Here is a 14,844-nt window from a genome sequence, read left to right as displayed (position 1 = left end):
ACAAAAACTGTTCGCAGAGAGGACAGGTGAAGCGTTTGGTTTTAAAGGTGGGGTGGCCTGCGGTGGGGTTTAATTTGAGCGAGCGTGAGCGGCAGCTGGCCGGTCTATTTCTGCGCTGTCTCGTCCGGGCCAATGAATACGGGCCGGTGGACGTGGGCGCTTTCATTCATTCCTTCCGGGAATACCTGTATGGAAGTTTTGTGCCACCGGAAAAGAAAAAGCCTTTAAGACAATGTAAATGCCTCTACTGTGGCGCGGATTTTTTCACCGAAAAAGAAAACCGGAAATTTTGCAGTGTATTATGCGTGTCGGAGTGGAACAGGAAATACAGGGTTGCGGAGAGAAAATAGCCGGAGGTTTACAGTTAGCACTGGCCGTTTAATTACCCGGTGATGCAGGATATTTGCCGGGGTCCGGAGAAAACACATCGTAGGGAACGGCTTCTTTCCGGAAATCCCTTAAAGGGTTTTTAAGGTAATACCATCAAGCTTTAGTGGATAAAAAAGCCAGTTAGAAGGGAAGCGTTTGCCGTGATTTCCTTAAGGGGACACCACCTGATTTGCCTTCAATTTTATCGTGGAGAAGGATATGATAAGAGATTTGTGGAAAATCTGGAAGGGGTTTTAATGAGGGCTGAAGGGGGCGAAGAAATACTGGTGGTGGGTGGCCCGGACGATATTTGTCGTTCCTGCCCGACGCTCCGGGATAAAGAGTGCGTTTCCTGGCCCGGAGCAGATGCGGAAATAAGGCAGATGGACGCTCAGGCAATGGGGTACCTCGGTGTTGAAACCGGGTCGAAGGTACGCTGGCAGGATATAAAAGCCAGGGTTATGGCTGTCTCCCGGGAGTGGCTGGCCTCCTTCTGTAAGGGTTGCGGGTGGGAAGAAGTTTGCATTGAAAAAAAGAAGAACTGGGGATTGGTTTGAGCTCAAAAGGTACGGGGTTATTGGTCAACTCCGGGCCTAAAGTTAATGATATATTTTATTTATAGACTTTTTAAATTATCGGAAAGGGGTTGTGGCTATGAAAGTAACAGAGATGGTTAACTGGAATTACGAACAAAGGTGTCAGAAGGCGGTACAGGCTTTAAATAAGAACGGTTTTACGGCTGTTTTCTGCCCCACCAGGGAGGAGGCGGCCGGCTATATTTTGCAGGAAGCCCGGGATGCCCGGACCATCGGCCTGGGTGGTTCCATGACCATAACCGAGCTGGGGGTTTTGGACAAGCTGGCAGGGATGGGGAAAGAATTGCTCATTCACGGGAAGCCCGGCCTTAGTGCCGAGGAAAGCCTGCAAATTATGCGCCGCCAGTTAACCAGCGACCTGTTTCTTTCGGGTACCAACGCCCTTACCCTGTCCGGCTGGCTGGTGAATATTGACATGACGGGTAACAGGGTGGGAGCAATGTTTTTTGGGCCTAAAAAAGTTATTGTGGTGGCCGGGCGAAATAAAATCGTTGAAGATTTGGAGGAAGCGGTAAAACGAATAAAGAGATTTGCTGCTCCCCCCAATGCCATGCGTTTGAAAAAGAACACTCCCTGTGCGAAAACAGGTTTTTGTCAGGACTGCAATTCACCCGACCGTATTTGCCGCGTAATGACGGTAATTGAGAAAAAGCCCAGATTAACGGACCTGCATGTGCTGGTGGTTAACGAGGATCTGGGGCTTTAAGGCAGGTGAGGGATGTTGCACCTGCCCTTTTGCTTTGGGAACTCCACCATTACGGGTCTTTTTAGCAGGGTATATTTCATGCTAAACTAAAGGCAAAGCTTAATGTTGCAAAGGGGGGATGGTCAGTGCCTGCCAACCTGACTCCCCAGTATCATGCTGCCGAAGAAGCTTTCCGTAACGCCACTACCATAGAGGAAAAAATTGCCGCCCTGGAGGAAATGCTGGCTGTAATTCCCAAGCACAAGGGTACAGAAAAACTTCAGGCCGATCTAAAACGCCGGCTCGCCCGCCTGCGGGAGGAGGGGCAGAAGAAAACCAGTGCCGGGAGGCACGATCCCTTTCATGTTGAAAAACAGGGAGCCGGACAGGTGGCCCTGGTAGGTTATCCCAACAGCGGCAAATCAGCCCTGGTTGGGGCTTTGACCAGGGCCAAAGTAAAGGTGGCGGACTACCCGTTTACCACGACCCTGCCTTTTAGCGGTATGATGCCATACGAGGAAATTTATATCCAGCTGGTTGACACCCCGCCCCTTACCGCCGAGGGATTCCCCCCGGGGCTGGCCGGTTTGCTGCGTAACGCCGATGCCCTGCTGCTGGTGATTGATAGTTGTGCCGGTGACTGCCTGGAACAGCTGGAAAATTCCCTGCGGCTGTTAAACGAACGCAAGATTATCCGCGACGATATTCCCCCGGGGGTCAGGGCCATACCGCCGCACCGCCTGATCATCGCGGCTAATAAAGCCGAACTGCCCCAGGGGAAGGAAAATCTTATGCTTTTGCGTGAATTACTACCCGCCGATCTGGAGGTTATGCCGGTTTCTGCCGCAACAGGTCTCAACCTGGAGCAGCTTAAAACCAGGTTGTTTGCAGTGCTGGAGGTCATTCGTGTTTTTACCAGGGCTCCGGGTAAAGCTCCGGATCTGACCCGTCCCTTCATTTTGCCCCGCGGCAGCACCGTTTTAGATTTAGCAGAAAGTATTCATAAAGATTTCTTAAAGACCCTGCGCGGGGCCCGTATCTGGGGTTCGGCCCGTTTTCCCGGGCAGAATGTACCCAAAGAATATATCCTGCACGACAGGGACATTGTGGAGCTGCTGGTTTAAAAGTAATGAGGGAGCAGTTTGCCCGGATCGCCCGGGAAAAAGGACGCTTATAAGGGTCAGGCATTACATAGGGAATTCCGGCAGGGGGGAAGATGATGTCCTGTTTAAAGCTGGTCATAGTTCAATTTCCCAGGGACAGGGCAAACCTCGAGCAGAATATTTCTCAAATGCACGGGTTTCTGGGCAAAATTGACGGGGACGCAGATGTGGTTCTCTTACCGGAAGACTGGCTGGGGGCGGTGGTGGTCGACTGGGGTGAATACCGGGAAATAGTTTTTGAATTATACCGGAAGGCTTTCCTTTCCCGGAACAGGGCCGGGCAGGGAGCCCCGAAGGGAGGGCAGGTTGTGGACGGTTCAGCCCCCGGTCCTTTGCTTGTGTCCGGGGCCCAGTATGTAAAGGCGGAAGGAGGTATTTTTTCCCGGGGCATGATCGTGGGCGGTGAATTGCCCGCCCCTGTTTTTTATGAAAAACACTTTCCTTCCCGGGCTATTGGCGAAAGGAACCATGTGCGGCCGGGCAGCGCCCTGCCCCTGATTCGGCACCGGGACATACCTCTCGGTGCCGTGGTATGTGTGGATATCATGTACCCGGAAATAGTACGTAACCTGGCCTTGAGGGGAGCGCTGATAATCTTGAACACGGCCAATATTCCGGCCGCCCGGATGTCCCTGTGGAAGAGCGTGGGCCTGACCCGGGCCTGCGAGAATACCGTTTTTGTAGCCATGGCCAATAATACCGCCACCAGCTATCCCGACGGGCGTGAGGTGCTGGGGGAGAGTTTTGTGGCTTATCCCGACGGGTATGACCTGCTGTCCTGTGGCCGTGAACCGGGGATATATTCTTTTGAGCTGGATCTGTCCCGGGTGGAAAGGGTGCGCCGGAGATGGCCCTATCTTGAGGATATAAGGTCAAAAAGGGAAAGTATTTGCCCAAAATATTACGGTGGGGAGCAATAAATTCAACAAGTTTCCCTCCGCATTACTTTATTTAGTAGGCCCAAAAGATTTGGCTGTAATATGCCGAAACTTTTTAAGAGAAGTTACCATGCAGTTTGCGGGGGGAGAGCAACAGGATGGTTAAAAGTATAAGGTCACGCATCATTCTCGGTTTTGCAGTTGTCTTATTTTTTGCAGCGACGTTGTTCGGGGTTAATTTTTGGATGAGCAGGCAGGTAGCCTGGGCTTTAAGTGAATTGCAGGACCACGTTCAGCAGGTAATTTCCACACGGCAGTTGCAGCTTTATTTAACCCGGCAGATAACAGCGGTTAAAGACTATGTGCAGACCGGGGATGCACGCTATTTTGAGGAGTACCAGAAATATGCCGGTTTGGCACGCAACCTGCTCCAGGAATTAGAACCAGTCGCCGTAGAGTCGGGTCACGCCAGTGAAATGAAGCAGCTTAAAAGTTTAAATGAACGTTATGTGGAACTGGTTGGAAATGATGTGGCTCCCCTGGTTAATGCCGGAGAGCTGGAAAATGCAGCAAAGGTAAACAGTGATATTGCGGAGAGCGTGGTTCTTATATTGCTGACAAGTGCCGATCAATATGTCTCCATTGTAGAAAAGGATATGCAGACAGTCAGGGACAAAACTTCCATTTTTACCACCAGGATGGTTCAGATATCCACCGTTTTGGGTGCAGCTGCCTTTTTGCTCGGGCTGGTGGTAAGTTTTCTGGTTTCCAGAAGTGTTACCAGGCCGGTGCAGATGCTGACTGGTCTGGCTGGTGAGATGGCTGCCGGTGACTTGACCCGCCAGATTCCAGTGACCGGCCGTGATGAACTGGCCCGCCTGGCCGCAGCCTTTAACAATATGGCGGCCGGGTTGCGGACGCTTTTGCAAAAGGTTGCCCGGCATGCCCATATTTTAGCAGAGCACAGCGACCGGATGGCTGCCGGTGGTGAAGAAGTAAGCGCGGCGGCGGAGGAGATGGCAGCCAGCTCCGCCCGGGTAGCCGCTTCTGTGGAGCAGGGGGCCGAGTTATCCACCCGGGCGAAGGATATATCCGCCCGGGTGGAACGCCAGGCCCGGGAGGGCAACCGGGTGGTTCAGGAGGCCGTAGCTAAAATGAATGCCATCTACCAGGCTTCCAAAATTACTGGAGAGCATATTCGGGAGCTGGGGCAGCATTCCCGGGAGATAGGACGTATCCTGGAGATGATCAGCGGTATTGCCGGGCAGACCAACCTGCTGGCTTTGAACGCGGCTATTGAAGCGGCACGGGCCGGGGAGCACGGACGGGGTTTTGCCGTGGTGGCCGAGGAGGTACGCCAGCTGGCCGAGGGGTCGGCCCGGGCTGCGGGGGAAATTGCTGAAATTATCCAGCAAATTCAGGAAGGTATAGACCGGGTGGTGCAGGCCATGGAGCAGGGGGGAAAGGAAATAGCCGAAGGAGTTTCCATGTTCACCCATGTAGGGGAGGTGCTGGGGGAGATTACAGCTCAAATAATTCAGGCCCAGGAAATGGTTGCCGAGGTGGCCGGGCAGATGGAGGAGGCTGCCGGGGGTACGCGTGGCCTGGCGGCATCCAGCCAGCAGGTTACCGGTACGATTCAGGAACTGGCTACAGCCGCCCAGGAACTGGCCCGTATTTCTGCCGAATTAAAAGAGATTGCCGCCAGTTATAAAGTTTAGTTTGTATGGTTTTGGCCTGCCGGGACATGATAATAGTGAAGGGGGGTTTTGGGTGTACGACCTGATCATTATCGGAATGGGACCGGCAGGGTTGACTGCAGCGGTCTATGCTGCCCGTAAAAAACTGTCCACTCTCCTGGTGGGAAAGCATTACGGGGGTCAGATGGCCTGGGCGTCGGGAGTGGAAAACTATATCGGGTTCCAGTACATTACCGGTGCCGAGCTGCTTTCCAGGTTTGAAGAGCATGTGGCCCGGTACCCTGTGGAGAGGTTGGAAGCTGAGGTTATTAAATTATCCCGTGAAAACGGGCACTTTTCCATCCGTACTGCCGGCGGGGATGTTTTTCAGTCCCGTACCGTAATTGTGGGTTCCGGAAAGTCTCCCCGGAGATTAAATGCGCCCGGGGAAAAAGAGTTAACGGGCCGCGGGGTAAGTTATTGTGCCGTTTGTGATGCTCCCCTTTTTGCCGACATGGATGTGTCGGTTGTGGGTGGAGGTAATTCGGCCCTGACGGCAGCTTACGATTTAATCAAGATTGCCCGCCGGGTTTATATAATCTCCCTGGAAGAATGGACGGCTGATCCCGTTATCATCGACAAAGTAAAAAATGCCACCAATTTAACCAGGCTGGTGGGGTACGAAACGGTACGCATTGAAGGAAGTGAGAGGGTAACGGGTATCATACTGCGCTCCCTGGATGGCCGGAAAAAAGAGATGAAGCTCGATGTGCAGGGGGTGTTTATTGAAATTGGTACCGTACCCAACACGAACTTTGTTGGGGAGTTGCTGGAGCTGAACGAAAAGGGGGAGATCAGGGTTGACTGCGATTGCAGCACTTCCGTACCCGGCGTCTATGCAGCCGGGGATGTAACCAGCATCCCCGAAAAGCAAATAATTGTTGCAGCCGGGGAAGGGGCCAAGGCTGCCCTGGGAGCTTACCGCTATTTGCTGGAGCATAAGCAGTGAAACCTGCAACCCGGGAGCGATTGAAGGCTTTGATTTTTGTTCTGATTGTTTAAGAAACTGATCAAATCTAACCGGATCATAAAAATATTGACACCCGGCTTTTGACAAGTGTAAAATGGGGAAAAAGGTGAAAATTGTTGGCACAGGCTGGCTGATGCCGTTCAGCCAGAATCAAGGGGGATCCGGAAAGCCTGATGACCAGGAGGGATCTTTTTTTTTTGGTAACAACCCGGTGTCCAAAAATAGCAACAATAAAATTTTTCTTTTTGTCGATTTTTTGAAAGGATTTTAGATGGTAAAAGTCGAAATAATTTCATACAAGTAACTTTTCAGAAAACAAGGAGGTGAAAGCTTTAAGTTAAAGAAGGTGAACTGGTTGAAAAATCGACGGCGGGCAGGGTTTAAGGTGATGTATGGAAAAGGAGGAGGACAGTGAGAAAATACAGGTTATCTCTGGTACTGCTTAGTGTATTGCTGGTGGTTGTGCTGGTAGCTGGCTGTGGTGGCAATGCCGGTGCCCCTGGTGGGAGCAGCAGTGAAGGGGCGCAGGGTGATACCATTAAAATTGGATTCATGGGCGCTTTAACGGGGAATGAGGCCAGTTACGGCATAGAGACCTTAAAAGGCATGAAAATGGCCGCTGAAGACTTGAATAAAGCGGGCGGCGTGCTGGGTAAAAAGATTGAAATTGTGGAGTCAGACCACGGCAGCAAGCAAACCGAGGCAGCTTCCGTGGTACAGAAGATGATCAGCAAGGACCGGGTGGTGGCCATTGTAGGCGATCCCACCACCGGCAAGACCAAATTGGCGGCTCCCATTTGCCAGCAGAATAAAGTGGTCCTTCTCTCTGCCGGTGCGGTAGGACCGGGTGTGGTTGAATTTGGAGATTATATTTTCCGGGATACCCTTCTGGATGCGGTGGCTGCTCCGGCGGTAACCAAATATCTGGTTAATGAACTGGGTTGGAAGAAAGTGGCCATCGTTACTTCTACCAACAATGACTACAGTGTGGGCCTGACCAAAATTTTTGAAGCGGCCCTGGCCGCAAATAATGCCCAGATAGTTGACCGGGAAAGCATTCAGGATGGGGACCAGGATTTCAGCGCGCAGGTGACCCGGATCAAGCAGGCCAAACCCGACGGCATTATTTTTACCGGCTACTATACCGAGGGTGGCCTGTTTATGAAAGAAGTGCGCAAGCAGGGACTGGATCTGAAGATGGCCGGTGGCGACGGCCTGCTTTCGCCGGTGCTCTGGAAGCTGGGCGGTGATGCGGTTGAGGGCAGCATGGTATATACCGGTTTTGCCGCCGATCCTGAAAATGCTGCTCCCCAGACCAAGGAGTTTATCAAGAAATACCAGGCGGCCAATGATAACAAGCTGCCCGATATGTTCTCCGCCCAGGGTTATGATGCGGTAATGCTGCTGGCCAAGGCCATGAAGGAAGCCAATAGCACCGATCCGTCCAAGTTTAAGGATGCCCTGGCTAAAACCAAAGACTACCCGGGTGTTTCCGGAACGCTGACCTTCCTGCCCAACCGGGAGCCCGTGAAGAGCCCGGTATACCTGCTGGAGGTTAAGAACCAGCAGTTTAGCATTAAGACGGCTCTGCCCACCGAGGCGCCGAAAGCCTGATTTTTGCTTTTAGTTTCCGGTGGAACCGGATGAACCTTTCCGGTTCCACCAGGAATTTATCTTTGGAGGTAGCCATGTTACTGCAACAGATTATTAACGGCCTGACCCTGGGGGCCACCTATGCCTTGATTGCCCTGGGTTACACCATGGTATACGGGATTATCCAGTTAATTAACTTTGCCCATGGCGACATTTATATGATCGGTGCCTTTATCGGGGTGGCGGCGGTAGCCATTTTCCACCAGAATTTTTTCCTCACCCTGGCCACGGCTATGCTCGCCTGTGTGATTCTGGGGGTGACCATTGAGCGGGTAGCCTACCGTCCGTTGCGCCGTGCCCCCCGCCTGAATCTCCTAATTACCACTATCGGGGTGTCCATTTTCCTGGAGACCTTTATGACTGTTCTCAAGGGCCCCCAGCCTACCGGTTTTCCCACTGTCTTGAAAAATGTAACCCTGCGGGTGGGAGAACTGGAGTTTTCCAGCATTCAACTGGTTATTTTGCTGGTATCCTTGGTTCTCATGGTAGGGCTGCAAATTATTATTAAATATACCAAAATCGGAAAAGCCATGCGGGCGGCATCTGAGGATTATGATACGGCCAGCCTGATGGGCATCAACATCAACCGGGTTATTTCCTTTACCTTTGCCATTGGCTCCGCGCTGGCGGCGGCAGGGGGGGTGCTGGTTGGGATTTATTTCAACTCCGTATCACCTTATATGGGTGTGACTGCCGGTTTAAAAGCTTTCGTTGCGGCAGTTCTTGGAGGAATCGGTAATATTCCCGGGGCCATGCTGGGCGGCCTGCTCCTGGGCCTGGCCGAGGTTTTTGGTGTGGCCGCAGGTTTTTCCACCTATAAGGATGCCATTGCTTTTACCCTGCTGATTATCATTTTGCTGGTCAGACCCACCGGTTTACTGGGGCGGCCCATCCAGAGGAAGGTGTAGTGTATGGCCCAGTGGTTAGCCAGTGTGATTGACCCTTATTACCAGCAGGTGCTTATGCTGGTGGGGATATATATCATTGCGGCTTTAGGTCTGAACCTGATTACCGGTGTATGCGGACAGCTTACCTTCGGGCATGCCGCTTTTCTGAGTATTGGTGCTTATACGGCGGCAATCCTGACCAGAGATTTTCATATGCCTTTCCTGGCCAGCCTGATCCTGGGCGGCTTGATGGCGGCTTTGTTTGGCGTATTGCTGGGGATTCCTGTCCTCAAGCTTACGGGTGACTACCTGGGTATTGCCACCCTGGGCTTTGGGGAGATTGTGCGGGTAGCTTTTACGAACATGAAAATAACCGGGGGAGCCATTGGACTGGCAGCCATTCCCCGTGCCTCCAACTTAATAAATGTGACCGTTTTTGTTATCCTGGCCGTGGTGGCCATGGTTCTGCTGGAGAATTCCCGTTTTGGCCGGGCATTGAGAGCCATCCGGGAGGATGAAATTGCTGCTGGGGCGATGGGTATAAATACCATGTGGTATAAGATTCAGGCTTTTGGTATCGGCTGTTTTCTGGCCGGGATCAGCGGGGGTTTTTACGCCCACCTGCTGCAGTATTTGAATCCCAACGACTTTGGTTTTTTGAAGTCCTTTGAAATTTTGAACTTTGTGGTCCTGGGCGGGCTGGGAAGTATTCCCGGTACCATAGTTGGTACAACCGTACTGACCCTGGCTCCCGAGTTCCTCCGTTTCGTCCAGGAGTACCGGATGATGATTTATGGCTTGCTTCTGGTATTGATGATGATCTTCCGGCCCAATGGCCTGCTGGGTGGTGTTAATTTCCGCCGCCTGTTACGGCGCAGGAAGCAAAAAGCGGCAGCTATAAGTGGTTAAGAAAAGTAAAGTCGAACAGTGCGTTCGACCTATGGCGGGAGGATATATGGCAGCAATACTGGAGTTAAAAGGTTTGAGTATCCGGTTTGGGGGCCTTTGTGCCGTTGACGACGTGAACATGACCATAGAGGAGGGGGAAATCCGGGCCCTGATCGGACCCAACGGGGCAGGGAAAAGTACCATATTCAACCTGGTCACCGGCATTTACCGTCCCACCGGAGGAGAAATATACTTTTACGGAAAAAAAATTAACGGCCTGCCCCCTCATATCATAACCGCCCGGGGTATTGCCCGTACCTTCCAGAACATTCGTCTTTTCGGCAATCTGACAGTTTTGGAAAATGTGCAAATTGGCAGGCATTGCCGGGGTAGGGCAGGTATATGGGGAGCCCTGTTACCTTTTGGCCGTGTGCGGGCGGAAGAAGCGGGTATTACTGCACGGGCGCGGGAGTTGCTTGAATTTATGGGTTTGGGCGGCAAGGAAGAAGAGCTGGCCAGGAATCTTTCCTACGGTGAGCAAAGGCGGCTGGAAATTGCCCGCGCCCTGGCTACCGATCCCAGGATAATTCTTCTGGATGAGCCGGCAGCCGGGATGAACCCGCAGGAAAAACAGACCCTGGCTGAGATGGTCCGGCGCATTCGGGAAATGGGAATTACCATTTTCCTGGTAGAGCATGATATGAAGTTCGTCATGAGCCTGGCCGACAGGGTGGCCGTACTGGATTACGGTAAAAAGATAGCCGATGGTACTCCCGCCGAAGTGCAGCAGGATCCGGCGGTAATCGAGGCTTACCTGGGGAAGGATGTGTAAAGGTGCTGGAAGTCAAGGAGGTCAGCGTTGCTTACGGCGTAATTGAGGCCTTAAGGAACATATCTTTTACTGTGGGAAAAGGGGAGATCGTGGCGCTGATTGGTGCCAACGGGGCAGGAAAGACCACCACCCTGCGTACCATTTCAGGCCTCCTGCGGGCTAAAAAGGGCCAGATTTTTTATAAAGGCCAGGATATTACCAGGTTGCCTCCATATAAGATTGTGGAACTGGGGCTTACCCAGGTTCCCGAGGGCAGGCGGGTTTTCAGCCGCATGACGGTGCTGGAAAACCTGGAGATGGGGGGCTATGTGCTACGCAGTCGTTCCGAGCTGAAAGCGGGGCTGGAGCGGGTTTTTGAGCGTTTCCCCCGCCTGGCCGAGCGTAAATACCAGCTGGCCGGGACATTGAGCGGTGGGGAACAGCAGATGCTGGCCATGGGACGCGCCCTGATGTCGCGGCCGGAGCTTTTACTGCTGGATGAGCCTTCCATGGGACTGGCACCTTTATTGGTACGGGAAGTGTTTTCCATTATTCAGGAGATTAATAAAGCGGGTACAACCATTTTGCTGGTGGAGCAAAATGCCCACATGGCCCTCTCCATTGCCCACAGGGCCTACGTCCTGCAAACTGGGGAAATAACCCTGGAAGGCCCGGCTTCAGAGCTTGCACAAAAGCCAGAAGTCAGGAGAGCCTATCTGGGGGAATGATGGGGAGAAGAACTATGTACCTGGAGAAGAGGCTGCTGGTGCGGGATTTTCTGGTCGAGCCGGGTTCGGAGGATGACCTGACCGATTTTATCCCCCAGGGGGAAGAGATCCTGGACCAGCATATTTTAAGTATCATCCCTATCCTGCGGGAGAAAAATATAGCTGTAATGGATTCCAGCGGGGCGGTCACAGGGCTGCTGATTATGGAAAGGGTTGTTGAACGGCTGGTGGATTTCGTGCGGGAAACCGAGGCGGCCCTTACCGCGGTGCTGGGAGTTACCGATGATGTTATCTGCATGATCGATAACCAGGAAAACGTTACCGGTTGGAACCGCAAGGCCGAATTACTGTACGGCATCAAGGGCCAGGATATTCTGGGGCGTTCCATACACGATTTTTTTACCAATCTGGTGGTTACCAGGGTGTGCCGTGAAGACCGGGAAGTATATGCGGAATATCACCAGCCCCGGCAGGATACCCATGTTTTGATTAACTCGGTACCCATCAGGCGTGATGGAAGGGTGATCGGCGGCGTTTCAGCGGAAAAGGATGTCACAGAAGTAATCCAGCTCAACCGCGCCCTGTCCCGGGCCAGCTACCAGGTGAAGTGCCTGAAAGAAGCCATCCAGAAAAACGAGATTAAACGGGTAGATCCCTTTACCAAGCTCTACGGTCATCATCCCCGCTTGAAGGCTATGGTGGATGTGGCCCGGCGGGCCGCCCCTACTGACGCCACCGTGCTGATCCGGGGGGAAAGCGGTACGGGAAAAGAGATCCTGGCCCGGGCCATTCACGAAGCCAGCGACAGGGCAGGTAAGCCCTTCGTAGTGGTCAATTGCGGTGCCATACCGGCGGAACTCTTTGAAAGCGAAATTTTCGGGTACGAACAGGGTGCCTTTACCGGGGCGGGACCCCGCGGAAAGCCAGGATTGCTGGAAATGGCCAATGAGGGAACAGTTTTTCTGGATGAAATCGGTGAGCTGCCCCTCAATCTGCAGGTCAAACTTTTACGCGTACTGCAGGAAAGGGTATTCTACCGTGTGGGGGGTTCCCGGCCCGTTAGTGTAAATATCCGCATTATAGCAGCCACCAACCGCCACCTGGAGGAGATGGTTTCCAGCGGCGAATTCAGGGAGGATCTGTATTACCGGCTGAATGTAATCAGCATTGAGATGCCCCCTTTAAGGGAGAGGCGTTCCGATATTCCCGAGTTGCTTTACCGCTTCCTGCAGGAGTACTGCCAGCTCTATGGCAAGGAAATAAGCAAAGTGGAGCCGGGAGTGGTGGCAGCATTACTTTCCTATTCGTGGCCCGGCAATGTCCGGGAACTGAAAAATACAGTGGAGCGGATGGTGGTGCTGGCTGAAGGTGAGGTAATTACGGAGAAGGATCTTCCCAAGTACCTGCGGGAGCATGCGCTGGGCTTTGGTGCTGCTGCCCGGGAATTCCCTCCCGATCTGAACGTTGCCGCCAGGGAAACCGAGAAGGAAATTATTCTCAAAGCACTGAAAGAGGCGGGGGGGAACAGGACCGTCACCGCCCGCCTGCTGGGACTACCCAGGAGTACCCTGTATTATAAAATGAACCGGCTGGGAATTTTAGGCACCAAGAAATCCCTGCCCAAGCACTAATGATCCCGCGTAAAAGTTTCTTTTCGGGGTGAAGAGGAAAAGAGGTTGTACTTGGCAATTTTGCGGTAAATGGTCGCCCGGCTGATACCCAGGGCCCGGGCGGCTTTAATTTTGCCCTTCTCGTTCCAGCCGAAATGATTCAGGGCACCGATGATGGCCTCCCTTTCCATCTGTTCCAGGGTGAGCCAGCGGCCTTCCCGGGTGGGAACCGCGGTCATACGGCTGCTGCCTTCCTGCACGGGGCGGGGCAGGCTGCCCAGATCAATCAGCTCCCCCTCCTCCAGGTTCACGGCATATTCCACAGCGTTGATCAGTTCCCGCACATTTCCCGGCCAGCTGTAGGCCAGGCAGGCCTTTTCCGCCCGGGGAGTGTAGCCCCGGATTTTCTTGCCCAGGAGGTTGTTATAGTGCTCCCGGTAGTATTCCAGGAGCAGCTTGATATCCTCCGGCCTTTCCCGCAGCGGGGGAATGTAGAGGGGGATAACGCTCAACCGGTAATAAAGATCTTCCCGGAAACGGCCCCGGGCAATCATTTCTTCCAGGTTGCTGTTGGTGGCAGCAATGATACGAATATCCACCGGGATCAGCCTGCTGCCGCCAACGCGTTCCACCTGGCGCTCCTGCAACACCCGCAGCAGCTTGGCCTGCAGGTAGAGGGACATGTTCCCGATTTCGTCCAGGAAAATGGTCCCGTGATTGGCCAGTTCAAACTTGCCCGGTTTACCCCCTTTACGGGCGCCGGTGAAGGCTCCTTCTTCATAGCCGAATAGTTCGCTTTCCAGCAGGGTTTCGGGTATGGCTCCGCAGTTGATGGCCACAAAGGGCTTGTTTCTCCGCGGGCTGGCGGCATGGATGGCCCGGGCGAAAATTTCCTTCCCCGTCCCGCTCTCCCCGGTGATCAGGACGGTGGAGTGGCTGCCGGCAATTTTGGCCGCCCTGGCTTTCAGCTCTTTTATGGCCCGGCTTTCCCCGATGATATCGTCAAAGGTGAAGACTTTCTGGGCGCTCATGATTTCGTAGGCCAGTTTTTGCGTCTCCTTGAAGTCCCGGGCCGAGGCCACCACTCCCACGGGCCGGCCGTCGCTGCCCATGATGGGCCGGGCCGTGACCAGGAGGTGCAGCCGCTGCCCCCTGGCCTGGACGAAGCATTCCCGGGAGGTAAACCCTCCGGGCTGGCGCAGGGCCGAAAGGAGAGGCAGGCCCGCCAGGTAATTCTCCAGGGGCTGGTGGAGAATCTCCTTTCTGGGAATATTAAACATCCGCTCTGCCGAGAGGTTGAAGTGGGTCACTATCCCGTCGCTGTTGATGGCGATGACCCCTTCATCCACCGCGTCCATGACCGCGTTTACCTGGCTGGCCATGATCATTTTTTCTCTCAAAGCTTCGATTTCCAGCACTTTGGCCGCCACCAGGTCGGCCATGCGACCAATGAATTCCATCAGCGATTCGGTACGGGAGCAGAGGGTGATTTTCTGTTCCTCGCTGAAGGCAATGAGGCTGATGGTGCCGATGACAGTTTGCCCGGCAATGATGGGGTAAACGATGGATGCTTTATAAAAACAGCTTCCCGTGAGCGGGCAGGACATGCAGATGGGGTGATATCCCGCTTCTTTGATAAAAATGGGCTGGCTGGTCCTGAGCACGTGCTTGTTGACCAGCCCCCGCAGGAGGCGGGAGCCCACGTCGTTGCGCACCTTGCCCGTGCCGGCCACCCGCACCAGGTCGAGGTCGATTACCTCGACCTCGACCCCCAGGGCGGCGGCAATGGCTTCGGCAACCCGCTGGCAGTCTTCTTTTACCTGATCCAGCCTGGACACGGGTTCTCACATCCATTTGCTATAATATG

General features: G+C 53.5%; 14 protein-coding genes. 13 read left to right on the top strand and 1 reads right to left on the bottom strand.

Features of this window, described 5'->3' with window-relative positions; genetic code table 11:
* Window positions 1-26: 26 nt before the first annotated feature.
* From BUB44_RS01195 to BUB44_RS01135, 13 genes are all read left to right on the top strand, one after another.
* The gene (locus BUB44_RS01195) at window positions 27-350 is read left to right on the top strand and encodes a hypothetical protein (RefSeq protein ID WP_242655785.1); all 324 of its coding nucleotides are present in this window, start codon (window positions 27-29) and stop codon (window positions 348-350) included.
* A gap of 180 nt (window positions 351-530) precedes the next feature.
* Window positions 531-926 (top strand): DUF1284 domain-containing protein, encoded by a 396-nt coding sequence (locus BUB44_RS01190; protein ID WP_073162566.1) that lies wholly within the window; start codon window positions 531-533, stop codon window positions 924-926.
* Window positions 927-1,023: 97 nt separating this feature from the next.
* Window positions 1,024-1,671, top strand: coding sequence for a lactate utilization protein (locus BUB44_RS01185; protein ID WP_073162563.1), 648 nt, complete (start codon window positions 1,024-1,026; stop codon window positions 1,669-1,671).
* A gap of 125 nt (window positions 1,672-1,796) precedes the next feature.
* Entirely contained in the window at window positions 1,797-2,774 is a 978-nt protein-coding gene (locus BUB44_RS01180) for a GTPase (RefSeq protein ID WP_073162561.1), read from the top strand.
* Window positions 2,775-2,869: 95 nt separating this feature from the next.
* Window positions 2,870-3,733, top strand: a complete 864-nt coding sequence (locus BUB44_RS01175) for a carbon-nitrogen hydrolase family protein (protein WP_073162560.1) — start codon at window positions 2,870-2,872, stop codon at window positions 3,731-3,733.
* A gap of 203 nt (window positions 3,734-3,936) precedes the next feature.
* Window positions 3,937-5,412, top strand: coding sequence for a methyl-accepting chemotaxis protein (locus BUB44_RS01170; RefSeq protein WP_165610984.1), 1,476 nt, complete (start codon window positions 3,937-3,939; stop codon window positions 5,410-5,412).
* Window positions 5,413-5,464: 52 nt separating this feature from the next.
* Window positions 5,465-6,379 carry an NAD(P)/FAD-dependent oxidoreductase gene (locus BUB44_RS01165; RefSeq protein WP_073162555.1) on the top strand — a complete coding sequence of 305 codons (915 nt, stop codon included), beginning with the start codon at window positions 5,465-5,467 and terminating at the stop codon, window positions 6,377-6,379.
* Window positions 6,380-6,811: 432 nt separating this feature from the next.
* Entirely contained in the window at window positions 6,812-8,014 is a 1,203-nt protein-coding gene (locus BUB44_RS01160; protein ID WP_073162553.1) for an ABC transporter substrate-binding protein, read from the top strand.
* 74 nt (window positions 8,015-8,088) lie between these two features.
* On the top strand, window positions 8,089-8,961 hold the full coding sequence (locus BUB44_RS01155; RefSeq protein ID WP_027355590.1) for a branched-chain amino acid ABC transporter permease: 873 nt from the start codon (window positions 8,089-8,091) through the stop codon (window positions 8,959-8,961).
* Window positions 8,962-8,964: 3 nt separating this feature from the next.
* Entirely contained in the window at window positions 8,965-9,849 is an 885-nt protein-coding gene (locus tag BUB44_RS01150) for a branched-chain amino acid ABC transporter permease (RefSeq protein ID WP_027355589.1), read from the top strand.
* A 46-nt stretch (window positions 9,850-9,895) separates the two neighbouring features.
* The gene (locus BUB44_RS01145; RefSeq protein WP_073162552.1) at window positions 9,896-10,660 is read left to right on the top strand and encodes an ABC transporter ATP-binding protein; all 765 of its coding nucleotides are present in this window, start codon (window positions 9,896-9,898) and stop codon (window positions 10,658-10,660) included.
* A 2-nt stretch (window positions 10,661-10,662) separates the two neighbouring features.
* Complete coding sequence (locus BUB44_RS01140; protein ID WP_027355587.1) at window positions 10,663-11,367, top strand: ABC transporter ATP-binding protein; 705 nt, start codon at window positions 10,663-10,665, stop codon at window positions 11,365-11,367.
* Between the two features lie 14 nt (window positions 11,368-11,381).
* A complete protein-coding gene (locus tag BUB44_RS01135; RefSeq protein WP_073162550.1) occupies window positions 11,382-12,998 on the top strand; it encodes a sigma-54 interaction domain-containing protein in 1,617 nt (538 codons plus the stop codon).
* Here the strand turns inward: BUB44_RS01135 and BUB44_RS01130 are convergent.
* Complete coding sequence (locus BUB44_RS01130) at window positions 12,995-14,815, bottom strand: sigma 54-interacting transcriptional regulator (protein WP_073162548.1); 1,821 nt, start codon at window positions 14,813-14,815, stop codon at window positions 12,995-12,997. The two genes, BUB44_RS01135 and BUB44_RS01130, sit on opposite strands and share 4 nt — an antisense overlap.
* Window positions 14,816-14,844: the final 29 nt, after the last annotated feature.

Source organism: Desulfofundulus australicus DSM 11792 (assembly GCF_900129285.1).
GTDB lineage: Bacteria > Bacillota > Desulfotomaculia > Desulfotomaculales > Desulfovirgulaceae > Desulfofundulus > Desulfofundulus australicus.
This window is presented reverse-complemented; position numbering and strand designations above follow the sequence as displayed.

Bases quoted from the DNA above. Each gene is read 5' to 3' on its own strand.
- BUB44_RS01145 (WP_073162552.1), top strand. From the start codon at position 9,896: ATGGCAGCAATACTGGAGTTAAAAGGTTTGAGTATCCGGTTTGGGGGC.
- BUB44_RS01135 (WP_073162550.1), top strand. From the start codon at position 11,382: ATGTACCTGGAGAAGAGGCTGCTGGTGCGGGATTTTCTGGTCGAGCCG.
- BUB44_RS01155 (WP_027355590.1), top strand. From the start codon at position 8,089: ATGTTACTGCAACAGATTATTAACGGCCTGACCCTGGGGGCCACCTAT.
- BUB44_RS01185 (WP_073162563.1), top strand. From the start codon at position 1,024: ATGAAAGTAACAGAGATGGTTAACTGGAATTACGAACAAAGGTGTCAG.
- BUB44_RS01170 (WP_165610984.1), top strand. From the start codon at position 3,937: ATGAGCAGGCAGGTAGCCTGGGCTTTAAGTGAATTGCAGGACCACGTT.
- BUB44_RS01175 (WP_073162560.1), top strand. From the start codon at position 2,870: ATGTCCTGTTTAAAGCTGGTCATAGTTCAATTTCCCAGGGACAGGGCA.
- BUB44_RS01150 (WP_027355589.1), top strand. From the start codon at position 8,965: ATGGCCCAGTGGTTAGCCAGTGTGATTGACCCTTATTACCAGCAGGTG.